General features: G+C 60.6%; 21 protein-coding genes, 3 tRNA genes and 1 riboswitch. Of the genes, 21 read left to right on the top strand and 3 right to left on the bottom strand.

Features of this window, described 5'->3' with window-relative positions:
• On the bottom strand, window positions 1-1,040 hold a 1,040-nt coding region (locus BLQ09_RS29400), incomplete at its 3' end, for a ribonucleotide-diphosphate reductase subunit beta (protein ID WP_092359559.1).
• Window positions 1,041-1,550: 510 nt separating this feature from the next.
• Window positions 1,551-1,820, bottom strand: a complete 270-nt coding sequence (locus BLQ09_RS29395) for a DUF2790 domain-containing protein (protein ID WP_027607759.1) — start codon at window positions 1,818-1,820, stop codon at window positions 1,551-1,553.
• Window positions 1,821-2,231: 411 nt separating this feature from the next.
• Between BLQ09_RS29395 and acs the strand changes: the two genes are divergently transcribed.
• The 14 genes from acs (at window position 2,232) to astE (ending at window position 18,277) form a co-directional block, all read left to right on the top strand.
• Window positions 2,232-4,187 carry an acetate--CoA ligase gene (acs, locus tag BLQ09_RS29390; protein WP_027607760.1) on the top strand — a complete coding sequence of 652 codons (1,956 nt, stop codon included), beginning with the start codon at window positions 2,232-2,234 and terminating at the stop codon, window positions 4,185-4,187.
• Window positions 4,188-4,884: 697 nt separating this feature from the next.
• Complete coding sequence (locus BLQ09_RS29385; RefSeq protein ID WP_027607761.1) at window positions 4,885-5,670, top strand: ABC transporter substrate-binding protein; 786 nt, start codon at window positions 4,885-4,887, stop codon at window positions 5,668-5,670.
• A gap of 91 nt (window positions 5,671-5,761) precedes the next feature.
• Entirely contained in the window at window positions 5,762-6,451 is a 690-nt protein-coding gene (locus BLQ09_RS29380) for an ABC transporter permease (protein WP_010208305.1), read from the top strand.
• Entirely contained in the window at window positions 6,448-7,146 is a 699-nt protein-coding gene (locus tag BLQ09_RS29375) for an ABC transporter permease (RefSeq protein ID WP_027607762.1), read from the top strand. The genes BLQ09_RS29380 and BLQ09_RS29375 overlap by 4 nt, the downstream gene beginning before the upstream one ends.
• 1 nt (window position 7,147) lies before the next feature.
• Window positions 7,148-8,260: a succinylglutamate desuccinylase/aspartoacylase family protein gene (locus BLQ09_RS29370; RefSeq protein WP_027607763.1), complete on the top strand. Its 1,113-nt coding sequence runs from the start codon at window positions 7,148-7,150 to the stop codon at window positions 8,258-8,260.
• Window positions 8,261-8,287: 27 nt separating this feature from the next.
• The gene (locus BLQ09_RS29365; protein ID WP_003214336.1) at window positions 8,288-9,052 is read left to right on the top strand and encodes an ABC transporter ATP-binding protein; all 765 of its coding nucleotides are present in this window, start codon (window positions 8,288-8,290) and stop codon (window positions 9,050-9,052) included.
• 217 nt (window positions 9,053-9,269) lie between these two features.
• Window positions 9,270-10,250 carry a transcriptional regulator ArgR gene (argR, locus tag BLQ09_RS29355; protein WP_027607764.1) on the top strand — a complete coding sequence of 327 codons (981 nt, stop codon included), beginning with the start codon at window positions 9,270-9,272 and terminating at the stop codon, window positions 10,248-10,250.
• Between the two features lie 252 nt (window positions 10,251-10,502).
• Complete coding sequence (locus BLQ09_RS29350) at window positions 10,503-11,723, top strand: aspartate aminotransferase family protein (protein ID WP_027607765.1); 1,221 nt, start codon at window positions 10,503-10,505, stop codon at window positions 11,721-11,723.
• A gap of 207 nt (window positions 11,724-11,930) precedes the next feature.
• A complete protein-coding gene (gene aruF, locus BLQ09_RS29345) occupies window positions 11,931-12,950 on the top strand; it encodes an arginine/ornithine succinyltransferase subunit alpha (protein WP_092359554.1) in 1,020 nt (339 codons plus the stop codon).
• Window positions 12,951-12,999: 49 nt separating this feature from the next.
• Window positions 13,000-14,025 carry an arginine N-succinyltransferase gene (gene astA / locus BLQ09_RS29340; protein ID WP_027607767.1) on the top strand — a complete coding sequence of 342 codons (1,026 nt, stop codon included), beginning with the start codon at window positions 13,000-13,002 and terminating at the stop codon, window positions 14,023-14,025.
• On the top strand, window positions 14,022-15,491 hold the full coding sequence (gene astD, locus BLQ09_RS29335; RefSeq protein ID WP_166655335.1) for a succinylglutamate-semialdehyde dehydrogenase: 1,470 nt from the start codon (window positions 14,022-14,024) through the stop codon (window positions 15,489-15,491). Before astA ends, astD begins: the two co-directional genes overlap by 4 nt.
• Before the next feature lie 94 nt (window positions 15,492-15,585).
• Window positions 15,586-16,932, top strand: coding sequence for an N-succinylarginine dihydrolase (gene astB, locus BLQ09_RS29330; protein WP_092359549.1), 1,347 nt, complete (start codon window positions 15,586-15,588; stop codon window positions 16,930-16,932).
• 38 nt (window positions 16,933-16,970) lie between these two features.
• Window positions 16,971-17,261 carry a hypothetical protein gene (locus tag BLQ09_RS29325; protein WP_027607770.1) on the top strand — a complete coding sequence of 97 codons (291 nt, stop codon included), beginning with the start codon at window positions 16,971-16,973 and terminating at the stop codon, window positions 17,259-17,261.
• A gap of 11 nt (window positions 17,262-17,272) precedes the next feature.
• Window positions 17,273-18,277 carry a succinylglutamate desuccinylase gene (astE, locus tag BLQ09_RS29320; RefSeq protein WP_092359547.1) on the top strand — a complete coding sequence of 335 codons (1,005 nt, stop codon included), beginning with the start codon at window positions 17,273-17,275 and terminating at the stop codon, window positions 18,275-18,277.
• 133 nt (window positions 18,278-18,410) lie between these two features.
• Here astE and BLQ09_RS29315 read toward each other — a convergent pair whose 3' ends face one another.
• Window positions 18,411-18,920 (bottom strand): 6,7-dimethyl-8-ribityllumazine synthase, encoded by a 510-nt coding sequence (locus BLQ09_RS29315; RefSeq protein ID WP_027607772.1) that lies wholly within the window; start codon window positions 18,918-18,920, stop codon window positions 18,411-18,413.
• A 113-nt stretch (window positions 18,921-19,033) separates the two neighbouring features.
• Window positions 19,034-19,203: riboswitch (FMN riboswitch) on the bottom strand.
• Window positions 19,204-19,394: 191 nt separating this feature from the next.
• Between BLQ09_RS29315 and ltaE the strand changes: the two genes are divergently transcribed.
• The 7 genes from ltaE (at window position 19,395) to BLQ09_RS29280 (ending at window position 25,410) form a co-directional block, all read left to right on the top strand.
• Complete coding sequence (gene ltaE, locus BLQ09_RS29310) at window positions 19,395-20,399, top strand: low-specificity L-threonine aldolase (protein WP_092359561.1); 1,005 nt, start codon at window positions 19,395-19,397, stop codon at window positions 20,397-20,399.
• Between the two features lie 145 nt (window positions 20,400-20,544).
• Complete coding sequence (alaS, locus tag BLQ09_RS29305; protein ID WP_155525071.1) at window positions 20,545-23,163, top strand: alanine--tRNA ligase; 2,619 nt, start codon at window positions 20,545-20,547, stop codon at window positions 23,161-23,163.
• A gap of 94 nt (window positions 23,164-23,257) precedes the next feature.
• Entirely contained in the window at window positions 23,258-24,499 is a 1,242-nt protein-coding gene (locus BLQ09_RS29300) for an aspartate kinase (protein WP_027607775.1), read from the top strand.
• 175 nt (window positions 24,500-24,674) lie between these two features.
• Window positions 24,675-24,908 carry a carbon storage regulator CsrA gene (gene csrA, locus BLQ09_RS29295; protein ID WP_051429402.1) on the top strand — a complete coding sequence of 78 codons (234 nt, stop codon included), beginning with the start codon at window positions 24,675-24,677 and terminating at the stop codon, window positions 24,906-24,908.
• Between the two features lie 77 nt (window positions 24,909-24,985).
• Window positions 24,986-25,076, top strand: a tRNA-Ser gene (locus BLQ09_RS29290).
• Window positions 25,077-25,184: 108 nt separating this feature from the next.
• Window positions 25,185-25,261: transfer RNA gene (locus BLQ09_RS29285), tRNA-Arg, on the top strand.
• Window positions 25,262-25,333: 72 nt separating this feature from the next.
• Window positions 25,334-25,410 (top strand) — tRNA-Arg (locus BLQ09_RS29280).
• Window positions 25,411-25,729: the final 319 nt, after the last annotated feature.

The following is a 25,729-nucleotide window of genomic DNA, read 5'->3' as shown; positions in this document are numbered from 1 at the left end:
CCACGCGGCATGGTATCCCGCGCATATTCAATCTCCAGCTGAGTCCCCTGCAGGATCATCTGGGTCGCTTCTTCCTTCATCTCGGCATCCCACAAGTGCGGGTTTTCGATCTTGATCTGGTTGATCACATCGATACCGAAGTTCAGGTGCATCGACTCATCGCGCAGGATGTACTGGAACTGCTCGGCCACGCCGGTCATTTTGTTGCGGCGGCCCATGGACAGGATCTGGGTGAAGCCGCAGTAGAAGAAGATGCCTTCCAGCACGCAGTAGTAGGCGACCAGGTTGCGCAGCAGTTCCTTGTCGGTGTCGACGGTGCCGGTTTCGAACTTCGGATCGGAGATCGAACGGGTGTATTTCAGGCCCCAGGCTGCCTTCTTAGCCACCGATGGAATCTCGTGGTACATGTTGAAGATCTCGCCTTCATCCATGGCCAACGATTCGATGCAGTACTGGTAGGCGTGGGTGTGGATCGCTTCTTCGAAGGCCTGGCGCAGGATGTACTGGCGGCACTCCGGGTTGGTGATCAGGCGGTACACGGCCAGGACCAGGTTATTCGCGACCAACGAATCCGCAGTGGAGAAGAAGCCGAGGTTGCGCATGACGATGCGGCGTTCGTCGTCGGTGAGGCCTTCGGGGTTTTTCCACAGGGCGATGTCGGCGGTCATGTTGACCTCTTGCGGCATCCAGTGGTTGGCGCAGCCGTCGAGGTATTTCTGCCAGGCCCAGTCGTACTTGAAGGGTACGAGTTGGTTGAGGTCGGCGCGGCAGTTGATCATGCGCTTTTCGTCAACGGCGACGCGGGCGGAGGCGCCTTCAAGTTCGGCGAGGCCTTCGGCGACGTCGAGTTTGTCCAGGGCGGCCTTGGCGCGCACGATGGCGGCGGAGTCACTGGCGGTGACGGCGCGGGCTTCGATGGCGGCGGCGGCGCCGGCACCGTCGAGGCGGTCCATGTTGGCTTCGGTGGCGTGGCCGGCGTTGGCGCCTTTGGTGGCTACTTCGCCGTCTTCTTCTTTGTCGAATTCGTCCCAGCTCAGCATGACGTGTCGTCTCCTGCGTGAGGGCTCAAAGGTGCCCGTGTGAAACCGGATGGTTGGGTGTTCACACGGCCCAGGGCCGCGGTGGATCTTAAGGAATCGTTTGTTGCAACAGCTCGCGCAGGCAAATAAACGGAATTGGGTAACGGGTACTGCATGAGGCTTGAGGGGCGGAGCGGTGGATGCATACTCCAGCGCAGGCTCAAGGTCTGGCTCTTCGTCCCCTGTGTAAAGGGATATTGCAGGCCCGATTTACCCGCGCATTATAGGGAAAAATTCGGCTTTGTGTTGCGGCGGATGGTCTCGGATCAGAGACAAAAAGGCGGCTATTTGAGCCAGAGTGAGGGTTTGCGGGGGGTTGATGGGGTAGGAAATTTTTGACGGGCGGTGGGCTATTTAGTGTGGGGAAGAGGGGAGGGCTTTTTGAGGGCGGGAAGGGAGGACCGGTTCTTTGCCGCAAGAACGATTTCTTGCGGCGAATAAGATCCGGGTCTGTTCCAACTAACGAAGTTGTTATCCGTTAGAGCAGCCATTACCCATGACATGGTAATTAAGGATATGGCGCTGACCCTGGGAATCCTCATATTCCATCTTTACCGGTACAACTTCGCAGACTTCCGGGATCGTGCTCATGGACAATACTTTGGCCACGTCCAGCTTGGTACTGTAGGTGTAATCTTCAACAATCGGGGCGTTCTGGCCGGCCAGCTCGGTCGGGGCCTCGTCGGCCAGGGCGGCGGTGGCGCACAAGCTGCTGAGGGCCATAACTACGAGAGCTTTCATTTCTTTACTTACCTTCTTCAGGGCGAAAGGGGTCACGGGGCCCTTGTGAGGCCACGTGTGTAACTTAGGATTGGTTAGTTCGGATTAACGTGCCTTCGTGGGGGCTGTTACGTTGTTAATCACTGTTGTGTTAATCACAATGCCTTGGTTGGCGGAAGTGATTCTAGGCTTGCGGGTTATATTCATATACCCGTGCTTTTGATAAAGACTATTGGCGGTTTTTGTAACAATCCCGTGGTAAAGGTTTTTTCACCCGCCTGCAGAGCCCCGCAGGCTGCGGGCCAGAGCGGCAAACGGGGATAGCAGGGCATTTTGTAGGGTCTTGTTACTACCATCGTCGAATGGTTCTATAGGCCCACCCCGGATACAACTGGGTCATACAACAACAACTATGTCACCGAGGTAAGAAAGATGAGTGCGGCTTCCCTGTACCCCGTTCGCCCCGAAGTAGCAGCCAACACGCTGACCGACGAGGCAACCTACAAGGCCATGTACCAGCAGTCGGTGGTCAACCCCGATGGCTTCTGGCGCGAGCAAGCCAAGCGCCTTGACTGGGTCAAGCCTTTCACCGCGGTGAAGCAGACCTCTTTCGACGATCACCATGTCGACATCAAGTGGTTCGCCGATGGCACCCTGAACGTGTCCTACAACTGCCTGGACCGTCACCTCGCCGAGCGCGGCGACCAGGCGGCGATCATCTGGGAGGGCGATGACCCGGCCGAGAGCCGCACCATCACCTACCGCGAGTTGCACGAAGAAGTCTGCAAGTTCGCTAACGCCCTGCGTGGCCAGGATGTGCACCGCGGCGACGTGGTGACCATCTATATGCCGATGATCCCCGAAGCCGTGGTCGCCATGCTGGCGTGTACCCGCATCGGTGCGATCCATTCGGTGGTGTTCGGCGGTTTCTCGCCGGAGGCCCTGGCCGGTCGCATCATCGACTGTAAGTCGAAGGTGGTGATCACGGCCGATGAAGGCATTCGCGCCGGTAAGAAGATTCCGCTGAAGGCCAACGTCGACGACGCGCTGACCAACCCGGAAACCAGCAGCATCCAGAAGGTCATCGTGTGCAAGCGCACCAATGGCCAGATCAAGTGGAACCAGCATCGCGACATCTGGTACGAAGACCTGATGAAGGTGGCGGGCACCGTGTGTGCGCCAAAAGAGATGGGCGCCGAAGAAGCGCTGTTCATCCTCTACACCTCCGGTTCCACCGGCAAGCCTAAAGGCGTGCAGCACACCACCGGCGGCTACCTGTTGTATGCGGCCCTGACCCACGAGCGCGTATTCGACTACCGCCCGGGCGAAATCTACTGGTGCACCGCCGACGTCGGTTGGGTCACTGGCCACACCTATATTGTCTACGGCCCGCTGGCCAATGGCGCGACCACCTTGCTGTTCGAAGGCGTGCCGAACTACCCGGACATTACCCGGGTGGGCAAGATCGTCGACAAGCACAAGGTCAATATCCTCTACACCGCCCCGACCGCGATCCGCGCAATGATGGCGTCCGGCACCGCTGCCTGCGAAGGCGTCGATGGCAGCAGTCTGCGCCTGTTGGGTTCGGTGGGTGAGCCGATCAACCCGGAAGCGTGGGACTGGTACTACAAGAACGTCGGCCAATCCCGTTGCCCGATCGTCGACACCTGGTGGCAGACCGAAACCGGCGCCACCCTGATGAGCCCGCTGCCGGGCGCCCATGCACTCAAGCCGGGTTCTGCCGCACGGCCGTTCTTCGGTGTGGTGCCGGCGCTGGTGGACAACCTGGGCAACATCATCGAAGGCGCCGCCGAAGGCAACCTGGTGATTCTCGACTCGTGGCCAGGCCAGGCCCGTACCCTGTACGGCGACCATGACCGTTTTGTCGACACGTACTTCAAGACCTTCCGTGGCATGTACTTCACCGGTGACGGCGCCCGTCGCGATGAAGATGGCTACTGGTGGATCACCGGCCGTGTGGATGACGTGTTGAACGTATCCGGCCACCGCATGGGTACCGCCGAGATCGAAAGCGCCATGGTTGCCCACCCTAAAGTCGCCGAAGCGGCGGTGGTGGGTGTGCCGCACGACATCAAGGGCCAGGGCATCTATGTGTATGTGACCCTGAAGAATGGCGAAGAACCCAGCGAAGCCCTGCGCCTGGAGCTGAAGAACTGGGTGCGCAAGGAAATCGGGCCGATTGCCTCGCCGGACGTGATCCAGTGGGCACCGGGCTTGCCGAAGACGCGCTCGGGGAAAATCATGCGCCGCATCCTGCGCAAGATTGCCACGGCCGAGTACGATGGGCTGGGCGATATTTCCACCCTGGCGGACCCGGGTGTAGTAGCGCATTTGATTGAGACCCACAAGACCATGAACGTCGCGTAAGGCGGGCTGGTCAGACAAAGCCCCATTCGGTGTGAGCCGGGTGGGGCTTTTTTGTGAGTGCTTGAAATCGGAGGAGATCCAATGTGGGAGGGGGCTTGCCCCCGATAGCAGTGGGTCAGTCAACTCATCTATAGCTGAAACACCGCTATCGGGGGTGTAGAACCCCTCCCACATTTGGATTGCATTCCAAGGTGGGTATGGGGGAGGGCCTGACAGGCCCGCATGATCATCAGGCAAATAAATATCGGTTTTTCGCGTAGGAGGTTTCTGAATGTTACCGAGTGGCACAAATGTGTAACCCATCGCCCAAACCTGAGGCAAAGGGCTACGCTTATGCCCCGAAAAACCGCGCTTTAGACACCCGGAGCCATAAGATTAAACGCCACACTTGCCGTGCTAGAAGGGTTTGCGAATAATAGGCCCGCAATTTGCAGCATCAATAGGTTTAATATCTTTTGTCTCTGCATAAAATTCAGAGGCTGTCAATGTGCTGGAACCGCTTTCTCAGTGCTTCTGTAAATTGTTGTCGCATTGAGGAAATATCGGCTTCCGGCCTGTCGTTAGAATGCCGATCACTCGCTCGTCGTCTCCACTGTTGAATTGGTGTAGGACGCAGCACCGCTATTCGGTTTCACTCAGTCGCATCGTGGGCCATGGCTCATACTGCTGTTTTGCCCTATACCGATGGAGTCCCAAGATGAAGAAACTCGTGCTGTTGGGCGCCCTGGCGCTGTCCGTGCTGTCCATGCAGGCTTTCGCTGAAGGCAAGCCTCTGAAAATTGGTATCGAAGCGGCTTACCCTCCGTTTGCCTCGAAGGCGCCGGATGGCAGCATCGTCGGTTTTGACTACGACATCGGCAACGCCCTGTGCGAAGAGATGAAGGTCAAGTGCACCTGGGTCGAGCAAGAGTTCGACGGCCTGATCCCGGCGCTCAAGGTGCGCAAGATCGACGCGATCCTGTCGTCCATGTCCATCACCGAAGACCGCAAGAAGTCCGTGGACTTCACCAACCGCTACTACCTGACCCCAGCGCGCCTGGTATTGAAGGAAGGCACCGCCGTCAGCGACAGCCTGGATGAACTGAAGGGCAAGAAGATCGGCGTACAGCGCGGTTCGATCCACGACCGTTTCGCCAAGGAAGTCCTGGCACCTAAAGGCGCCACCGTTGTGCCTTACAGCTCGCAGAACGAAATCTACCTCGACGTGGAAGCCGGTCGCCTCGACGGCACCGTGGCCGACGCCACCCTGTTGCAGGAAGGTTTCCTCGATACGCCAGCCGGTAAAGGCTATGCGTTCACCGGCCCGGCCTTCACCGACGTCAAGTACTTCGGCGACGGCGTAGGCATCGCCGTACGCAAGGGCGACAAGGAAAACCTGGACCGCATCAACGCTGCCATCGCCGCGATCCGTGCCAACGGTAAATACAAAGAAATCGAGAAAAAGTACTTCAACTTCGATATTTACGGCCCTGAAGCCAAGTAAGTATTCGCAGCTGTCTGTCCGAAATGGCGCAAGCAACAGAATTCCTGCGGTTTGCGCCATTTTTTCATCCCCCTTTTCGAGGACCTGAATCATGTTGAAAGGCTACGGGGCCGTCATCCTCGATGGCGCATGGTTGACGCTTCAGCTCGCCTTGTCGTCCATGGCCTTGGCCATTGTTCTGGGTCTGATCGGGGTCGCGTTACGCCTGTCGCCGGTGCGCTGGTTGGCCTGGCTGGGTGACTTGTACTCCACGGTGATCCGCGGGATCCCCGACCTGGTGCTGATCCTGCTGATTTTCTACGGTGGTCAGGACCTGCTTAACCGCGTCGCGCCGATGCTCGGCTATGACGACTATATCGACTTGAACCCCTTGGCCGCCGGTATCGGCACCCTGGGTTTCATCTTTGGCGCCTACCTGTCGGAAACCTTCCGTGGTGCCTTCATGGCCATCCCCAAGGGCCAGGCCGAAGCCGGCCTGGCGTATGGCATGAGCAGCTTCCAGGTGTTTTTCCGGGTGATGGTGCCGCAGATGATCCGGCTGGCGATCCCTGGGTTTACCAACAACTGGCTGGTACTCACCAAGGCCACCGCGCTGATCTCGGTGGTGGGCCTGCAAGACATGATGTTCAAGGCCAAGCAGGCGGCTGATGCCACCCGCGAGCCTTTTACCTTCTTCCTCGCAGTGGCGGCGATGTACCTGGTGATCACCAGCGTGTCGTTGCTGGCCCTGCGTCATCTTGAGAAGCGCTACTCGGTAGGCGTAAGGGCGGCTGATCTATGATCTTCGACTACAACGTCATCTGGGAGGCCATGCCGCTGTACCTTGGCGGCCTGCTGACCACCCTGAAACTGCTCGCCATCTCGCTGTTCTTCGGCCTGCTCGCCGCCTTGCCCCTGGGCTTGATGCGTGTGTCCAAGCAACCGGTCGTCAACGGCGTGGCCTGGCTCTACACCTATGTGATCCGCGGCACGCCGATGCTGGTGCAGCTGTTTTTGATCTACTACGGCCTGGCGCAGTTCGAAGCGGTGCGCGAGAGCGTCCTGTGGCCGCTGCTGTCCAGCGCGACCTTCTGCGCGTGCCTGGCCTTTGCGATCAACACCAGCGCCTACACCGCCGAGATCATTGCCGGTAGCCTCAAGGCCACCCCCAATGGCGAGATCGAAGCGGCCAAGGCCATGGGCATGTCGCGCTACAAGCTGTACCGCCGCATCCTGCTGCCGTCGGCCCTGCGCCGCGCGCTGCCGCAGTACAGCAACGAAGTGATCATGATGCTGCAGACCACCAGTCTCGCGTCCATCGTCACCCTGATCGACATCACCGGTGCCGCGCGCACGGTGAACGCGCAGTTCTACCTGCCGTTCGAAGCCTACATCACCGCCGGCGTGTTCTACCTGTGCCTGACCTTTATCCTGGTGCGCCTGTTCAAGTTGGCCGAGCGCCGCTGGCTGAGCTACCTGGCTCCACGGAAGCACTGATATGGAACGTATCGATCACCTGTTGCCCTGGGGCCACCTGGGCTGCGAGCGCCAGCTGAGCGTGTTCCGTTTCGGCACCGGCGAGCGCAAGGCCTATATCCAGGCCAGCCTGCACGCCGATGAATTGCCGGGCATGCGCGCCGCGTGGGAGCTGAAAAAACGCCTCGCCGAACTTGAAGCGCAAGGCGCCCTCAACGGCGTGATCGAGTTGGTGCCGGTGGCCAACCCGATGGGCCTGGGCCAGTTGCTGCAAGGCAGCCACCAGGGCCGTTTCGAAGTGGGCAGCGGCAAGAATTTCAACCGCGATTTCGTTGAGTTGAGCGAGCCGGTGGCCGAGTTGCTCACAGGCAAGCTGGGGGATGATGCTCACGCCAACGTGCGCATGATTCGCCAGGCGATGGCCGATGCGCTCAACGCATTGCCCGAGCCGAGCAGCCAGTTGCAAGGCATGCAGCGCATCCTGCTGAGCCATGCGTGCAGCGCCGATATCGTCCTCGACCTGCACTGTGACGCCGAAGCCGCATTGCACATGTACGCGCTGCCCCAGCACTGGCCGCAGTGGCGTTCGCTGTCGGCGCACTTGAATGTGAAAGTCGGTCTGCTCGCGGAAGACTCCGGTGGCAGCTCGTTTGATGAGGCCTGTTCGTTGCCGTGGCTGCGGTTGTCCCGCGCCTTCCCCGACGCACAGATCCCGCTGGCCTGCCTGGCGACAACCCTGGAATTGGGCGGTCAGGCGGACACCGGCCGTGACGAAGCGATCTTCCACGCCGAAGGCATCCTCGCGTTTCTCGCCGAGCAAGGCCTGATCAAGGGCGAATGGCCGGCGCCGCAACACGAACCGTGTGAAGGCGTGCCCTTCGAAGGCACAGAATTGCTGTTCGCGCCCCACGCCGGGGTGATCAGTTACCTGCGTAAAGCCGGGGACTGGATCGAGAAGGGCGAGCCGATTTTTGAAGTGATTGATCCCCTGGAAGACCGCGTGAGCGTTATCTGCGCGGGCACCTCGGGGGTGTTGTTTGCCGTTGAACGGCTACGTTATGCCCAAGCGGGTTTCTGGCTGGCCAAGGTGGCGGGGCGCGAAGCGCTGCGTCACGGGCGCTTGCTCAACGACTGACCACCTGTTTTTGTGAGAACCGACCGCATGTACAAACTTGAAGTCCAAGACCTGCATAAACGCTATGGCAGTCATGAAGTGCTCAAAGGCGTGTCCCTGGCCGCCGCAGCCGGCGATGTGATCAGCATCATCGGTTCCAGTGGTTCGGGCAAAAGTACCTTTTTGCGCTGCATCAATCTGCTGGAGCAACCCCACGCCGGCAAGATCCTGCTCAATAACGAAGAGCTGAAACTGGTGGCCAACAAGGACGGCGCCATGAAGGCCGCCGACCCTAAGCAACTGCAACGCATGCGCTCGCGCCTGTCGATGGTGTTCCAGCATTTCAACCTGTGGTCGCACATGACCGCGCTGGAAAACGTGATGGAAGCGCCGGTGCACGTGCTGGGCATGTCGAAAAAAGACGCCCGTGAAAAGGCCGAGCACTACCTGGCCAAGGTCGGTGTGGGCCATCGCAAGGATGCGTTCCCCGGCCATATGTCCGGTGGCGAGCAGCAGCGCGTGGCGATTGCCCGAGCCCTGGCGATGGAGCCGGAGGTGATGCTGTTCGACGAACCCACCTCGGCCCTCGACCCCGAGTTGGTGGGCGAAGTGCTCAAGGTCATGCAGGACCTGGCCCAGGAAGGCCGCACCATGGTGGTGGTGACCCACGAAATGGGCTTTGCCCGTGAAGTGTCGAACCAGCTGGTGTTCTTGCACAAAGGCATCGTCGAAGAGCGTGGCAACCCTCGGGAAGTGCTGGTCAACCCGCAGTCCGAGCGGTTGCAGCAGTTCCTGTCCGGCAGCTTGAAATAATCAAGGCCGCTGCTCCCCCCTGTAGGAGCGAGCTCGCTCGCGAAGATCGTCAACGATAACGCGGGAAGCCTGATGCCCCGTGGTGTTCTCAGGTTTTTCGCGAGCAAGCTCGCTCCTACAGGAAAGCAGGTCTTTATCGTTTTTAAGCTTTGTGTTGGTTTACGGGCTAGCATTGGCCTCTGTCTTCATTACTGTTACTCGCTTCGGATAGCACTCCATGACCGCCCACAAAATTGGTTTCCTGATTTGGCCCAGCACAAAAGCACTCACGCTTGCGCTGGCTGAGGAGGCCTTGCGCGTTGCTCAGCGGGTGCATCCGGAGGTGGTCTACGAGCTGTCGTTTTTGCTCGCAGAGCCGGCCACCGAAGGCGCCTGGCAACTGCCGGGCGAGCCGTGGGCGGGCAAGCTGGAAGGCTTCCAGAAACTGTTCCTGCTGGCGGACGAGCCGCCTGCCGTGATCGCCTCGCAACTGAGCACCGCCCTCAAGCAGCTGGTGCGCGCCGGTTGTGTGATCGGCGGCTTGTCGGCCGGTGTGTACCCGCTGGCCCAGCTCGGCCTGCTCGACGGCTACCGCGCCGCCGTGCACTGGCGTTGGCAGGATGATTTTGCCGAGCGTTTCCCCAAGGTCATCGCCACCAGCCATCTGTTCGACTGGGACCGTGATCGCCTGACCGCCTGCGGCGGCATGTCGGTACTCGACCTGTTGCTGGCGGTGCTGGCCCGTGACCACGGTGCCGAACTGGCCGGTGCGGTGTCGGAAGAGCTGGTGGTGGAGCGCATCCGCGAAGGCGGCGAGCGCCAGCGCATCCCGCTGCAGAACCGCCTGGGCTCCAGCCATCCGAAGCTGACCCAGGCGGTGTTGCTGATGGAAGCCAATATCGAAGAGCCGCTGACCACCGACGAAATCGCCCAGCATGTGTGCGTGTCGCGACGACAACTGGAGCGGATCTTCAAGCAATACCTCAATCGCGTCCCCAGCCAGTACTACCTGGAACTGCGCCTGAACAAGGCCCGCCAGATGCTCATGCAAACCAGCAAGTCGATCATCCAGATCGGCCTGTCCTGCGGCTTCTCCTCGGGGCCGCACTTCTCTAGCGCCTACCGCAACTTCTTTGGCGCCACCCCTCGCGAAGACCGCAACCAGCGCCGCAGCAGCAGCCCGTTCGAACTCTCGTCGGTGCCGTCCGAGCGTGGTTGACGTGGGGTGAATACGATTGGCGCGGTGTGTCGCGTCCATCGCGCAACTTCCCTGCATACTGCCGAAAACCCCTGCATCCGTTTAAACTGCGCCATTGCGACGCTATTTGTCGCATTGGCGTAAACCCGCGTAAAACGGGGGTTGGCGCTATAAGAAGTTGTCGCTTGGCGGCAAGGCCGCGCTGAAAACTGTCCTTACAATCCCTGCATCGCCCGCCAGTTCCAGGCAGGCGTTCCTCTTCAGGAGACTCCGATGTCCGTTGAGCAAGCCCCGGTGCAACGTGCCGATTTCGACCAGGTCATGGTTCCCAACTACGCACCTGCCGCATTCATCCCCGTGCGTGGCGCAGGTTCCCGTGTGTGGGACCAGGCGGGTCGCGAGCTGATCGACTTTGCCGGCGGCATCGCGGTCAACGTGTTGGGCCACGCCCACCCGGCGCTGGTCGGTGCACTGACCGAACAGGCCAACAAGCTGTGGCACGTCTCCAACGTCTTCACCAACGAGCCGGCCCTGCGCTTGGCCCATAAGCTGATCGACGCCACGTTTGCCGAGCGCGTGTTCTTCTGCAACTCCGGTGCCGAAGCCAACGAGGCCGCATTCAAGCTGGCCCGTCGCGTGGCGTTCGACCGTTTCGGCAGCGAGAAGTACGAGATCATTGCCGCGCTGAACAGCTTCCACGGCCGTACCCTGTTCACCGTCAACGTCGGTGGCCAGTCGAAGTACTCCGACGGTTTCGGGCCTAAAATTACCGGCATCACCCACGTCCCTTATAACGACCTGGAAGCGCTGAAAGCCGCCGTGTCGGACAAGACCTGCGCCGTGGTGCTGGAGCCGATCCAGGGCGAAGGCGGCGTACTGCCGGCCGAGCTGGCTTACCTGCAAGGTGCCCGCGAACTGTGCGACGCCAACAATGCGCTGCTGGTGTTCGACGAAGTGCAGACCGGCATGGGCCGCAGCGGCCATCTGTTTGCCTACCAGCACTACGGCGTGGTGCCCGACATCCTCACCAGCGCCAAGAGCCTGGGCGGCGGTTTCCCGATTGCGGCGATGCTCACCCGTGAAGACCTGGCCAAGCACCTGGTGGTCGGTACCCACGGCACCACCTACGGCGGCAACCCGCTGGCGTGCGCAGTGGCCGAAGCGGTCATCGACGTGATCAACACCCCTGAGGTGCTGGCCGGCGTCAACGCCAAGCACGACCTGTTCAAGGCGCGCCTGGAGCAGATCGGCAAGCAGTACGGCATCTTCACCGAAGTACGTGGCATGGGCCTGCTGATCGGTTGCGTACTGAGCGATGCGTTCAAAGGCAAGGCCAAGGACGTGTTCAACGCGGCCGAGAAAGAAAACCTGATGATCCTGCAAGCCGGCCCTGACGTGGTGCGTTTTGCGCCGAGCCTGGTGGTGGAAGACGCGGACATCAACGAAGGCCTGGATCGTTTCGAGCGTGCGGTAAAAACGCTGACCCAAGCCTGATACATATCTGTCTGTCGGACCGGATCAAATGTGGGAGGGGGCTTGCCCCCGATAGCAATCTGTCAGTTGATGCATCTGGTGACTGATACACCGCTATCGGGGGCAAGCCCCCTCCCACACTGGAATATGCCCCACATGAAGATATGGGGTGTTCCCGACCTGTTCGGTATTTTTTTCCTGTGAGTTCTAGAGTTAAGGAGTGACACCATGCTGGTGATGCGCCCCGCGCAAATGGCTGATCTGGGCGAGGTACAGCGTCTGGCTGCGGATAGCCCGATTGGTGTCACCTCCTTGCCGGATGATGTGGAACGCCTGAGCGACAAGATCGCCGCCAGCGAAGCGTCCTTCGCGGCCGAGGTGAGTTTCAACGGTGAAGAAAGCTATTTCTTCGTGCTCGAAGACACCGAGACCGGCAAGCTCGCCGGCTGCTCGGCCATCGTCGCTTCGGCCGGTTACTCGGAGCCGTTCTACAGTTTTCGTAACGAGACCTTCGTGCACGCCTCCCGCGAGCTGAAGATCCACAACAAGATCCACGTGCTTTCCCAGTGCCACGACCTCACCGGCAACAGCCTGCTCACCAGTTTCTACGTGGTGCCGGAGCTGGTCGGTTCGCCGTGGTCGGAACTCAATTCCCGCGGCCGCCTGTTGTTCGTCGCCAGCCACCCCGAGCGCTTTGCCGACTCGGTGGTGACCGAGATTGTCGGCTACAGCGACGAGCACGGTGATTCGCCGTTCTGGGACGCCATCGGCCGCAACTTCTTCGACCTCAACTACGCCGCCGCCGAGCGCCTGTGCGGGCTGAAAAGCCGTACGTTCCTCGCCGAGCTGATGCCGCATTACCCGATCTACGTGCCGCTGCTGCCGGACGAAGCCCAGGAAGCCATGGGCCAGGTGCACCCGCGTGCCCAGATCACCTTCGACATCCTGATGCGCGAAGGCTTCGAGACTGACCACTACATCGACATCTTCGACGGCGGCCCGACGCTGCACGCACGGGTCTCGGGCATTCGCTCGATTGCCCAGAGTCGCGTGGTGCCGGTGAAGATCGGCGAGATGGTCAAGGGGGGCGGCCGCCAGTACCTGGTGAGCAACGCGCAGTTGCAGGATTACCGCGCGGTGATGCTGGAGCTGGACTACGCGCCGGGCAAACCGGTGACCCTGGACCTGGCAGCCGCCGAAGCCCTGGGCGTTGGTGAAGGCGCGAGTGTGCGCCTGGTAGCGGTATAAACAGAGTGTCGCGGGTGGCTGGCAGCAGCGGCCCGTCTGAGGAGATAGCATGATCGTTCGTCCCGTACGCAGCAGCGATTTACCGGCCCTGATTGATCTGGCGCGCAGCACCGGCACCGGCCTCACCACCTTGCCGGCCAACGAAGAGCGCCTGACCCACCGGGTAGGCTGGGCGGAAAAAACCTTTCGCGGCGACGCCGGGCGCGGTGATGCCGACTACCTGTTCGTGCTGGAAAACGACGAAGGCCGCGTGGTGGGGATTTCCGCCATCGCCGGTGCCGTCGGCCTGCGCGAGCCGTGGTACAACTTCCGGGTCGGCCTGACGGTCAGCGCCTCCCAGGAACTGAATATCTACCGTGAGATTCCGACGCTGTTCCTGGCCAACGACCTCACCGGCAATTCCGAGCTGTGCTCGTTGTTCCTGCATGCCGATTACCGCAACGGCCTCAACGGCCGCATGCTGGCCAAGGCGCGCCTGCTGTTTATCGCCGAGTTCCCACAGCTGTTCGGCAACAAGATCATCGCCGAGATGCGCGGCGTGTCCAACGACGCCGGGCGTTCACCGTTCTGGGAAAGCCTGGGCCGGCACTTCTTCAAGATGGAATTCAGCCAGGCCGATTACCTCACCGGCGTGGGCAACAAGGCGTTTATTGCTGAGCTGATGCCCAAGTTTCCGTTGTACAGCTGCTTCCTTTCCGAAGACGCGCGCAACGTGATCGGCAAGGTCCATCCGGACACCGAGCCGGCGCTGAGCATGCTCAAGAGCGAAGGCTTCAGCTACCAGGGCTACGTCGATATTTTCGACGCCGGCCCGGCGGTGGAGTGCGAGACCGCCAAGATCCGTGCGGTGCGCGACAGCCAATCATTGGTGTTGGCCATCGGCACACCGGGGGACGACGCCACGCCGTTCCTGATCCATAACCGCAAACGCGAAGATTGCCGCATCACCGCCGCACCGGCACGCCTGGCGGCCGGCACGCTGGTGGTCGATCCGCAAACCGCCAAGCGCCTGCAACTGGTGGTGGGTGATCAAGTGCGTGCCGTACCGTTGTCTGCTGCCCGGGAGTCGAAATAATGAATTCGTTGTATATCGCAGGTAGCTGGCTGGCTGGCCAGGGTGAACTGTTTGAATCCCGCAATCCGGTGACCCAGCAGGTGCTGTGGGCCGGTAATGGCGCCACGGTCGAGCAGGTCGAGTCGGCCGTGCAGGCCGCGCGCCAGGCGTTCCCGGCCTGGGCCCGGCGCCCGCTGGAAGAGCGCATCAGCGTGCTGGAAGCCTTCGCCGCGAGCCTGAAAAGTCGCGCCGATGAAATAGCGCGCTGCATCGGCGAGGAGACCGGCAAGCCGCTGTGGGAGTCGGCCACCGAAGTCACCAGCATGGCCAACAAGATCGCAATCTCGGTGCAAAGCTACCGCGAGCGTACCGGCGAGAAGAGCGGCCCCCTGGGCGACGCCACCGCCGTATTGCGCCACAAGCCCCACGGCGTGGTGGCGGTGTTCGGTCCTTACAACTTCCCCGGTCACCTGCCCAACGGGCATATCGTCCCGGCGTTGCTGGCGGGTAATACCGTGCTGTTCAAGCCCAGCGAGCTGACCCCGAAAGTTGCCGAGCTGACCGTGCAGTGCTGGATCGACGCCGGTTTGCCGGCGGGCGTGTTGAACCTGCTGCAAGGCGCGCGCGAGACCGGCATTGCGTTGGCCGCCAACCCCGGTATCGATGGGTTGTTCTTCACCGGTTCCAGCCGTACCGGCAATCATCTGCACCAGCAGTTCTCCGGGCGCCCGGACAAGATCCTGGCCCTGGAAATGGGCGGCAACAACCCGCTGGTGGTAGATGAAGTAGCCGACGTGGATGCGGCGGTCTACACCATCATCCAGTCGGCGTTTATCTCCGCCGGCCAGCGTTGCACCTGTGCCCGTCGCCTGCTGGTGCCGGAAGGCGCCTGGGGCGATGCGCTGCTGGCGCGGCTGGTGGCGGTGAGCGCGACGATTGAAGTCGGCGCGTTCGACCAGCAACCACCGCCGTTCATGGGCTCGGTGATTTCCCTGGCGGCGGCAAAAGCCCTGATGGACGCCCAGGAGCTGATGTTGGCCAATGGCGCCGTGGCGCTGTTGGAGATGACCCAGCCCCAGGATCAAGCTGCCTTGCTGACCCCAGGCATCATCGACGTGACCGGCGTGACCGAGCGCGAAGACGAAGAACTGTTCGGGCCGCTGTTGCAGGTGATCCGCTACGCCGATTTCGCGGCGGCGATTGCCGAAGCCAACAACACCCGGTACGGCCTGGCCGCTGGCCTGTTGTCCGATTCCGAAGCGCGTTACCAGCAATTCTGGCTGGAAAGCCGTGCCGGCATCGTCAACTGGAACAAACAGCTGACCGGCGCCGCCAGCACCGCGCCATTTGGTGGGGTAGGGGCCTCGGGCAACCATCGCGCCAGTGCGTATTACGCGGCGGATTATTGTGCGTACCCGGTGGCGTCGCTTGAAACGCCAAGCCTGGTGGTACCGGCCACGCTAACCCCCGGCATTACGCTGATCTAAATGTGGGAGGGGGCTTGCCCCCTCCCACAGGGGGTCAGTGGTGTATTCAAGTAATTTGAAGCCTATAAAAACAGATGTTCGTGGAGCCTCGCCGATGAAATCCTATGAAGTCAATTTTGACGGTCTAGTGGGGCCGACCCATAACTACGGCGGTTTGTCCTTCGGCAACGTCGCCTCCCAGAGCAACAGCCAGCAGCATTCCAACCCCAGGGAAGCGGCGTTGCAGGGCCTGCAGAAAATGAAAGCGCTGATGGACATGGGCTTTGTGCAAGGTGTGCTTGCGCCCCAGGAGCGTCCGGATGTAGCGGCGTTGCGCAACCTCGGTTTCAGCGGCACCGACGCCCAGGTCATCCAGCAGGCGGCCAAGCAGGCCATGCCGTTGTTGGTCGCCAGCTGCTCGGCATCGAGCATGTGGGTGGCCAACGCCGCCACCGTCAGCCCGAGCGCCGACACGGCAGATGGCCGCGTGCATTTCACCGCCGCCAACCTCAACTGCAAATACCACCGCAGCATCGAACACCCCACCACCAGCCGCGTGCTGGGGGCGATGTTTGCCGACCAGAAACACTTTGCCCACCACGCCGCGTTACCGGCGGTGGCGCAGTTCGGCGACGAAGGTGCGGCCAACCACACGCGTTTCTGCCGTGAGTATGGCGACGCGGGGGTGGAATTTTTCGTGTTCGGGCGCAGCGCGTTCGACCCCCGTTACCCGGCCCCGCAGAAGTACCCGGCGCGCCAGACCCTCGAAGCCTCCCAGGCCGTCGCCCGCCTGCATGGCCTGAAGGATGAAGGCGTGGTCTACGCCCAGCAGAACCCGGCGGTGATCGATGCCGGCGTGTTCCACAACGACGTGATCGCGGTGGGCAACGGCGAGGTGCTGTTCTATCACGAGGACGCGTTCCTCCATACCGAACAGATGCTGGCCGAGTTGCAGGGCAAGTTGGGCAAGCTGGGCGGCAACTTCCAGGCGGTGTGTGTGCCGCGTGCCCAGGTCAGCGTCGAGGACGCGGTGCGCTCCTACCTGTTCAACAGCCAGTTGCTGACCTGCGCCGACGGTTCGATGCTGCTGATCGTGCCGGAAGAATGCCGCGCCAACGAGCGCGTCTGGCAGTACCTGCAAGGCCTGACGGCGTCCGCGGGGCTGATCCGCGAAGTCAAAGTCTTCGACCTCAAGCAAAGCATGCAGAACGGCGGCGGCCCGGCGTGCCTGCGCCTGCGCGTGGCCCTCAATGAAACCGAGCTGGCAGCGGTGAACCCAGGGGTTATCATGACCGCGCCGTTGTACGACACACTGACCCAATGGGTCGACAAGCACTACCGCGACAGCCTGCGCGAAACCGACCTGGCTGACCCGCAATTACTGCTTGAGTGCCGGACGGCACTGGATGAACTGACGCAAATCCTTAAACTGGGCTCGGTTTATCCTTTCCAGATCAATTAACGCCACCTCTTTTTACACCCTATGGCTGAGAATTATTTATGAGCACCGACACCCTGCAACTGATCCTTGAAGACACCGACGGCACCCAGCTGGAAACCTCCTGCACCCGCGTCGCCGTGGTCTGGCAGGGCAAGGAAATCTGGATCCAGCACGACGGCCGTGGCCAACTGCTGATCGGCGTGGACGTGGAAGAAGGCGACGCCGAATACGCCAACCTGTTGATGCGCCCACTGGCCACCAACCTGATGAGCCTGCAACTGGAAATGGAACCGGCCGACGTTGAAGGTGATGATGACGATCACGTCCACGGCCCAGGCTGCAACCACTAAGGAAGCTGCGTATGCTCGCCCTTGGCAAACTGCTTGAACTGACCCTCGCCGGTCGCGAACCGGCGCAAAAAATTCAACTGACTGTCGACGGCGTGCAGATGCGCTGGCTCAGCGAGGGCGCACTCGAAGTGCGCCCGCCGCAGGCAACGGACAATGGCCGCGACCTGTTGCTGTCATCCGGCATCCATGGCAACGAAACCGCGCCGATCGAATTGCTCGACCGCCTGTTGCATGGCATCGCCCGTGGGGAGATCAAGCCCCGCACCCGTATTCTGTTCCTGTTCGGCAACCCCGAGGCCATGCGCCGCGGCGAGCGTTACCTTGAACTGGACGTCAACCGGCTGTTCAACGGCCGGCATGAAAAAAACATCGGCCCCGAAGCCATGCGCGCCGCCGAACTTGAACAGCTGGCCCGCAGCTTCTTCAGCCAGCCTGGCCGTTCGCGCCTGCATTACGACCTGCACACCGCCATCCGCGGCTCGAAGATCGAGCAGTTTGCGCTGTACCCCTGGAAGGAGGGGCGCCAGCATTCACGCCACGAACTGGCGCGCCTGAACGCCGCTGGCATGGAAGCGGTGCTGCTGCAGAACAAGAGCTCGATCACCTTCACCGCGTTTACCTACGAGCAGCTGGAGGCCGAGGCCTTCACCCTCGAACTGGGCAAGGCGCGACCGTTCGGGCACAACCAGGGCGTGAATGTCTCCCGCCTGGAGCTGCGCCTCAAGCAGATCATCGAAGGCACCGAGCCTGAGACTGACAGTCTGGACGGGTTGAAACTGTTCGCCGTGTCGCGGGAAGTCATCAAGCACAGCGATGCATTCCTGCTGCACTTGCCGGCGGACGTGGAAAACTTTTCGGAATTGGAAAAGGGTTATCTGCTGGCCGAAGACGTGGCCAAGACCCGTTGGGTGATCGAGGAGGAGGGTGCGCGCATCATCTTCCCCAACCCGAAGGTAAAGAATGGCTTGCGGGCGGGGATATTGATTGTGCCGACCACGGACGTGGGCCTGGCATAGGTCTCAAGGCGTATCCGGATCCAAATGTGGGAGGGGGCTTGCCCCCGATGGCGGTGTCTCAGCTCCAGATCAGCTGACTGACACACTGCTATCGGGGGCAAGCCCCCTCCCACATTTTGTTTTGCAGTGTTGCTTAGACCGCTAGCGCCCGTGGCTCGCTGCGACGGATCGCCCGCACCTTGTGCAGGGTGTCGGCGCATGTACGTGCAGCTTCCTGGCCCTTGTGCACGAAGTGCTCATGGAAGAACGCGGTATGTTCGCTGCCGGCGTGGAAGTGATGCGGCGTCAGGGACACCGAGAACACCGGCACTTCGGTTTCCAGCTGAACCTGCATCAGGCCGCTGACCACCGATTGGGCGACGAATTCGTGACGGTAGATCCCGCCGTCCACCACCAGCGCGGCGGCCACGATACCGGCGTAACGGCCGGTCTTGGCCAGCAGCTTGGCGTGCAGGGGCATTTCAAAGGCGCCGCCGACTTCGAAGAAATCGATGTCCGATTCCTGATAGCCCTGGGCGATCATTTCGGCGAGGAAGCCTTTGCGCGATTGGTCGACAATATCCTTGTGCCAGCAAGCCTGGATAAACGCGACGCGCTCGCCGTGATGGTTTTTGCTTTTGCTGTCGATTGCGGTGGGTTGCATGTTCTGACTCCTGTTTAAGAAAAAAACAGGGCGTTATGAATCGAATGGGATTTAAGGGTACGAACCGCCGAGTCATGCAGGCATGCGCTCAGCGTGCGGCCCTTAGGTGCCAATCCCGTTCTCTCTTCATCCGGACTATGACCGTCGGCCCCGGGATCACACCGGGTCTGCTGACCTTGTCGCCGTCCTGCGTGAGCAGTTCGAGGCGCCAAGCGCTCGCGGGCTATGCACATTGCGTGCAATTACCGCCGGTGGGGAATTGCACCCCGCCCTGAGAACGTTGCCACCAGAACCCTGGTGGCGGAGAGTTTTTAACATGGTTTTTCATAAACTGCACGAGCGTCGTATCGATAAGCTATATCGGTTTGTTTGGTTGGTATTCGATTGAGAACGCGTGGGGCTTGATATTCCGCGGCTTTGCCCGCAGTAATCATCCTCATAAGAAGCTTAATGAACCCCTTCGAGGCTTGTTTCATGTCTGTGATCGACCTGCGCAGCGACACCGTGACCCAACCCACCGCCGGCATGCTTGACGCCATGGCCAATGCCGCCAGCGGCGATGACGTCTACGGCGAAGACCCCAGCGTCAACCATCTGGAAGCCGAGCTGGCCAAACGCCTGGGCTTTGCAGCCGCGCTGTTCGTGCCCACCGGCACCATGAGCAACCTGCTGGCGCTGATGGCCCACTGTGAGCGTGGCGAGGAGTACATCGTCGGCCAGCAGGCCCACACCTACAAATACGAGGGCGGCGGTGCGGCCGTGCTGGGTTCGATCCAGCCGCAGCCGCTGGACGTGCAGGCGGATGGCTCCCTCGACCTGAATCAGGTGCTCGAGGCTATCAAACCCGACGACTTCCACTTCGCCCGCACCCGCCTGCTGGCCCTGGAAAACACCATGCAGGGCAAGGTGCTGCCGCTGGACTACCTGGCGAAGGCGCGGGCGTTTACCCGCGAACATGGCCTGGCCCTGCACCTGGATGGCGCGCGACTCTACAACGCGGCGGTCAAGCTTGGGGTCGATGCACGGGAGATCGCCCAGCATTTCGACTCGGTGTCGGTGTGCCTGTCCAAGGGCCTTGGTGCACCGATTGGCTCGGTGCTGTGCGGCTCCACGGCATTGATCGCCAAGGCACGCCGTTTGCGCAAGATGGTCGGCGGTGGCATGCGCCAGGCCGGTTCCCTGGCGGCGGCGGGGCTGTACGCCCTGGATCACCAGGTGCAGCGCCTGGCCGACGACCACGCCAATGCGCAATGGCTGGGCGATGAGCTGCGCAACGCCGGTTACGCGGTGGAGCCGGTGCAGACCAACATGGTCTACGTGCAGATCGGCGACCAGGCCCAGGCCTTGAAGACGTTTGCCGCCGAGCGTGGGATCAAGTTGAGTGCTGCGCCGCGCCTGCGCATGGTGACGCACCTGGATGTGAGCCGGGCGCAGATCGAGCAAGTGCTCGAGGCATTCGTCGAATTTTCGCGCAAATGAGTGTGCAGACCGTCTAATTGAACCTCTCTATCGCATAAACACGCTGTACCACCGGCAAAGGGCCGATATAATGCGGCCTTTTGCCGTCGCTCCGTCTGATGATGTTGCGCACTGGCCTTTGGCCGCAGCCTCCGTGGAAGAACCTATGAAAAGCGCAGAAATCCGTGAAGCCTTCCTTCGCTTCTTCGAAGAGCAAGGTCACACCCGTGTCTCCTCCAGCTCCTTGATCCCAGGCAATGACCCCACCCTGCTGTTCACTAACGCGGGGATGAACCAGTTCAAGGACTGCTTCCTGGGCCAGGAAAAACGCGCCTACACCCGCGCCACCAGCAGCCAGAAGTGCGTGCGTGCCGGCGGCAAGAACAGTGACCTGGAAAACGTCGGCTACACCGCCCGCCACCACACGTTCTTCGAGATGCTGGGTAACTTCAGCTTTGGTGATTATTTCAAGAAAGACGCGATTACCTTCGCCTGGACCTTCCTGACCGGCGTGTTGAAGCTGCCCAAGGAAAAACTCTGGGTGACCGTCTACGCGACGGACGACGAAGCGTATGACATCTGGACCAAGGAAATCGGGGTGCCCGTCGAGCGCATGATTCGCATCGGCGACAACAAGGGCGCGCCTTATGCTTCCGACAACTTCTGGACCATGGGCGATACCGGCCCATGCGGCCCATGCACCGAGATTTTCTACGATCACGGCGCCGACATCTGGGGTGGCCCACCGGGCTCGCCGGAAGAAGACGGCGACCGTTACATCGAGATCTGGAACAACGTGTTCATGCAGTTCAACCGCACCGCCGATGGCGTGCTGCATCCGCTGCCAGCGCCTTCGGTGGACACCGGCATGGGCCTGGAGCGGATCAGTGCGGTGATGCAGCACGTTCACTCCAACTACGAGATCGACCTGTTCACCAACCTGCTGAGCGCGTCGGCCGCGGCCATTGGTTGTGCCAATGAAAGCCAATCGTCCCTCAAGGTGGTGTCGGACCACATCCGTTCCTGCGGTTTCCTCATCGCCGACGGCGTACTGCCGTCCAATGAAGGCCGTGGCTACGTGCTGCGTCGCATCATCCGTCGCGCCTGCCGCCACGGTAACAAGCTGGGCGCCACCGGCAGCTTCTTCTACAAGATCGTCGCTGCACTGGTTGCCGAGATGGGCGATGCCTTCCCGGAACTCAAGCAACAGCAAAGCAACATCGAGCGCGTGCTCAAGGCGGAGGAGGAGCAGTTCTCCAAGACCCTGGAGCACGGCCTGAAGATTCTGGAACAGGACTTGGCCGAGCTCAAAGGCACCGTGGTGCCGGGCGATGTCGTGTTCAAGCTGTACGACACCTATGGCTTCCCGATGGACCTGACCGCCGACATTGCCCGTGAGCGCGAGCTGACCATCGACGAAGCCGGCTTTGAGCGTGAGATGGAAGCCCAGCGCGTGCGCGCCCGTTCCGCCAGTTCCTTTGGCCTGGACTACAACACCCTGGTCAAGGTTGACGTGCCCACCGAATTCACCGGTTACAAGGCGACCGTTGGCGCGGCCAAGATCGTTGCCATTTATAAAGACGGCAAGTCGGTCGACGTGTTGAGCGAAGGCGAAGAGGCAGTTGTGGTCCTGGACCAGACGCCGTTCTACGCCGAATCCGGTGGCCAGGTCGGTGACTGTGGTTTCCTGAGTTCGACCTCCGGTCGTTTCGAGGTGCGCGACACCACCAAGACCGGCGGTGCGTTCCTGCATCACGGCGTGCTGGTGCTGGGCAACCTGACTGTCGGTGCGCCAGTGGACACCCAGGTCGATGCCGACGTACGCCATGCCACCGCGCTGAACCACTCGGCCACGCACTTGCTGCACGCCGCGCTGCGCCAGGTGCTGGGCGAGCACGTCCAGCAGAAGGGGTCGTTGGTCGACAGCCAGCGCCTGCGTTTCGACTTCAGTCACTTCGAAGCGATCAAGCCTGAGCAGATCAAGGCCCTGGAAGACATCGTCAACGCTGAGATTCGCAAGAACTCCCCGGTAGAAACTGAAGAAACCGACATCGAGACGGCCAAGGCCAAGGGTGCCATGGCGCTGTTCGGCGAGAAATACGGCGACAGCGTGCGCGTGCTGAGCATGGGCGGCGACTTCTCGGTGGAACTGTGTGGCGGTATCCACGCCAACCGTACCGGCGATATCGCCCTGCTGAAAATCATCAGCGAAGGCGGCGTGGCGTCGGGTGTGCGTCGTATTGAGGCGGTGACCGGCGCTGCGGCCCTGGCCTACCTGAATGCCGCTGAAGAACAACTCAAGGAAGCGGCCAGCCTGGTCAAGGGCAGCCGCGACAACCTGATCGACAAGTTGTCCGCCGTTCTGGAGCGCAACCGTGCGCTGGAGAAACAGCTGGAGCAGTTGCAAGCCAAGGCGGCCAGCGCTGCGGGCGACGATCTGTCGGCTTCGGCCGTTGACGTCAAGGACGTGAAAGTCCTGGCTGCACGCCTGGACGGCCAGGACGGCAAGGCGCTGTTGGCCCTGGTCGATCAGTTGAAGAACAAGCTCGGCCGCGCAGTGATCCTGCTCGGCAGTGTCCATGAGGAGAAGGTCGTGCTGGTTGCCGGTGTAACCAAGGACCTGACTGGCCAACTCAAGGCCGGTGATTTGATGAAGCAGGCCGCTGCGGCAGTGGGCGGGAAGGGCGGCGGTCGTCCGGACATGGCGCAAGGCGGTGGTGTAGACGCCAGTGCCCTGGACGCGGCCCTGGCCCTGACCGTGCCATTTGTCGAGGCAGGTATTTAAGGCACTGTTAACCTGCCCGTGGTCTAGTCACGGGCTGTTCTGTGCTGGTTGATTGGATATTAGGCGCCCCTTTACGGGCTGAGGCGGCTTGGAAATGGCTTTGATCGTACAGAAATTTGGAGGCACCTCGGTCGGCTCTGTCGAAAGAATCGAGCAGGTGGCCGACAAGGTTAAGAAATTCCGCGATGCCGGGGATGACCTGGTCGTGGTGCTGTCGGCCATGAGCGGCGAGACCAATCGCCTGATCGAACTGGCCAAGGCCATCAGTGGCGAGCAACAGCCGCTGCCGCGTGAGCTGGATGTGATCGTGTCCACCGGCGAGCAGGTGACCATCGCCTTGCTGGCCATGGCCCTGAACAAGCGTGGCGTGCCTGCCGTGTCCTACACTGGCAGCCAGGTGCGCATCCTCACCGACAGCGCGCACACCAAGGCGCGGATCCTGCAGATTGACGACCAGAAAATTCGCACTGATCTGAAAGCAGGCCGCGTGGTAGTTGTAGCGGGCTTCCAGGGTGTGGACGAGCACGGCAACATCACCACCCTCGGGCGTGGCGGTTCTGACACCACCGGTGTGGCCCTGGCTGCGGCCCTCAAGGCTGACGAGTGCCAGATCTACACCGATGTGGATGGCGTCTACACCACTGACCCGCGTGTGGTGTCCGTGGCCCAGCGCCTGGACAAGATCACCTTTGAAGAGATGCTGGAAATGGCCAGCCTCGGTTCCAAGGTGTTGCAGATCCGCGCGGTGGAGTTCGCCGGCAAGTACAACGTTCCGCTGCGCGTATTGCACAGCTTCAAGGAGGGTCCGGGCACCCTCATTACTATTGATGAAGAGGAATCCATGGAACAGCCGATCATTTCCGGCATCGCTTTCAACCGCGATGAAGCCAAGCTGACGATCCGTGGCGTGCCAGACACCCCGGGCGTGGCCTTCAAGATTCTGGGCCCTATCAGCGATGCGAATGTTGAAGTCGACATGATCGTGCAGAACGTCTCGCACGATAACACCACCGATTTCACCTTCACCGTGCACCGCAACGAGTACGATGCGGCGTTGAAAATCCTGGAGAACACCGCGAGCGAAATTGGCGCCCGTGAAGTGGTCGGCGATACCAAGATTGCCAAGGTGTCGATCGTAGGTGTGGGCATGCGTTCCCATGCCGGCGTTGCCAGCCGCATGTTCGGGGCTTTGGCCAAGGAAAGCATCAATATCCAGATGATCTCTACCTCGGAAATCAAAGTCTCGGTGGTGATTGAAGAGAAGTACCTGGAACTGGCTGTACGCGCGCTGCATACCGCTTTTGAGCTGGATGCTCCGGCCCGACAGGGCGAGTGATGCAATGCCAGGAAGGCGCGGTTTACCGCGCCTTTCATTTTTTTGTAGGGCGCATGGTCTTTTGCGTGCGCTCGACAATACTTAGGCCGTTAGGGCTATGGCTCTCGAGTCGTAGGTCGAACGCCTTTTTTTTGCAGACTGTTGTTCCTGAAATGAAATGCGTGAGGAGAAAGGTATGCTGATTCTGACTCGTCGGTGCGCAGAAAGCCTGATTATCGGTGATGGCGAAATCACCGTGACCGTGCTCGGCGTCAAAGGCAATCAAGTGCGTATCGGGGTTAACGCTCCGAAAGAGGTGGCGGTCCATCGCGAGGAAATCTTCTTGCGGATCAGTAAAGAGAAGGACAGAGAGAAGGGTAAAGATCAGGACGCGCAAAACGACGAACAGAAGGACGAGGAAAAGGACTGAGAACCAAGCCTTTAATTTTTATCGTTTTTTATGTTTGCAAACGGGGATGAACGTGGTTAATATACGCCCCGTGTTGCGGAGAGCTGGCCGAGTGGCCGAAGGCGCTCCCCTGCTAAGGGAGTACACCTCAAAAGGGTGTCGGGGGTTCGAATCCCCCGTTCTCCGCCATTATTTGCTTAGTACGTTGCAATCTGGTTTTTTCGTTAAGTTGTTGAAATTAAACGAAAAAATAGCTTTACATAGAGATTGAACGGCCTATAATGCGCTTCAATATATGCACTCGTAGCTCAGCTGGATAGAGTACTCGGCTACGAACCGAGCGGTCACAGGTTCGAATCCTGTCGAGTGCACCATTTAAGAGTTAGTTGCAGCAATGCAGGTAGCTCGGCTTCAACCAGTTGTGATCTGGTCTAAAAACACAATATGCACTCGTAGCTCAGCTGGATAGAGTACTCGGCTACGAACCGAGCGGTCACAGGTTCGAATCCTGTCGAGTGCACCATACAAACAAAAAGCCCGCCTAGTGCGGGCTTTTTGCCGTCTGGGGTTTGTGTGGATCCTTATCTTTTTCTCCTTCCTTATGTGTTTTCCATTCCGGTGATGGCGTCGCAGTTGAATAGGTGTGGCCAATACTCAACTTTGGCTCGCAAGCGCTTGTTCTTTCCAGTTTTTTGACGTTAAAACCGGACGCACGGTGTATCATTGCGCCCGTCAGCCCCGCCGGGGCTTATGGAATACCTCCATGGACTTACCCAGTAGTTACTCAGTACCCCGTTTTACCAATCATGAATTGACTGATTGATCCTTCCGGCGTGCCCCGC

It is taken from the genome of Pseudomonas sp. NFACC25, from assembly GCF_900100935.1.
Taxonomy (GTDB): domain Bacteria; phylum Pseudomonadota; class Gammaproteobacteria; order Pseudomonadales; family Pseudomonadaceae; genus Aquipseudomonas; species Aquipseudomonas marginalis.
The sequence above is the reverse complement of the archived record's forward strand: the minus strand, read 5'-3'. Positions and strand labels throughout refer to the sequence as shown.

Bases quoted from the DNA above. Each gene is read 5' to 3' on its own strand.
- BLQ09_RS29395 (WP_027607759.1), bottom strand. From the start codon at position 1,820: ATGAAAGCTCTCGTAGTTATGGCCCTCAGCAGCTTGTGCGCCACCGCC.
- acs (WP_027607760.1), top strand. From the start codon at position 2,232: ATGAGTGCGGCTTCCCTGTACCCCGTTCGCCCCGAAGTAGCAGCCAAC.
- BLQ09_RS29385 (WP_027607761.1), top strand. From the start codon at position 4,885: ATGAAGAAACTCGTGCTGTTGGGCGCCCTGGCGCTGTCCGTGCTGTCC.
- BLQ09_RS29380 (WP_010208305.1), top strand. From the start codon at position 5,762: ATGTTGAAAGGCTACGGGGCCGTCATCCTCGATGGCGCATGGTTGACG.
- BLQ09_RS29375 (WP_027607762.1), top strand. From the start codon at position 6,448: ATGATCTTCGACTACAACGTCATCTGGGAGGCCATGCCGCTGTACCTT.
- BLQ09_RS29370 (WP_027607763.1), top strand. From the start codon at position 7,148: ATGGAACGTATCGATCACCTGTTGCCCTGGGGCCACCTGGGCTGCGAG.
- BLQ09_RS29365 (WP_003214336.1), top strand. From the start codon at position 8,288: ATGTACAAACTTGAAGTCCAAGACCTGCATAAACGCTATGGCAGTCAT.
- argR (WP_027607764.1), top strand. From the start codon at position 9,270: ATGACCGCCCACAAAATTGGTTTCCTGATTTGGCCCAGCACAAAAGCA.
- BLQ09_RS29350 (WP_027607765.1), top strand. From the start codon at position 10,503: ATGTCCGTTGAGCAAGCCCCGGTGCAACGTGCCGATTTCGACCAGGTC.
- aruF (WP_092359554.1), top strand. From the start codon at position 11,931: ATGCTGGTGATGCGCCCCGCGCAAATGGCTGATCTGGGCGAGGTACAG.
- astA (WP_027607767.1), top strand. From the start codon at position 13,000: ATGATCGTTCGTCCCGTACGCAGCAGCGATTTACCGGCCCTGATTGAT.
- astB (WP_092359549.1), top strand. From the start codon at position 15,586: ATGAAATCCTATGAAGTCAATTTTGACGGTCTAGTGGGGCCGACCCAT.
- BLQ09_RS29325 (WP_027607770.1), top strand. From the start codon at position 16,971: ATGAGCACCGACACCCTGCAACTGATCCTTGAAGACACCGACGGCACC.
- astE (WP_092359547.1), top strand. From the start codon at position 17,273: ATGCTCGCCCTTGGCAAACTGCTTGAACTGACCCTCGCCGGTCGCGAA.
- BLQ09_RS29315 (WP_027607772.1), bottom strand. From the start codon at position 18,920: ATGCAACCCACCGCAATCGACAGCAAAAGCAAAAACCATCACGGCGAG.
- ltaE (WP_092359561.1), top strand. From the start codon at position 19,395: ATGTCTGTGATCGACCTGCGCAGCGACACCGTGACCCAACCCACCGCC.
- alaS (WP_155525071.1), top strand. From the start codon at position 20,545: ATGAAAAGCGCAGAAATCCGTGAAGCCTTCCTTCGCTTCTTCGAAGAG.
- BLQ09_RS29300 (WP_027607775.1), top strand. From the start codon at position 23,258: ATGGCTTTGATCGTACAGAAATTTGGAGGCACCTCGGTCGGCTCTGTC.
- csrA (WP_051429402.1), top strand. From the start codon at position 24,675: ATGCTGATTCTGACTCGTCGGTGCGCAGAAAGCCTGATTATCGGTGAT.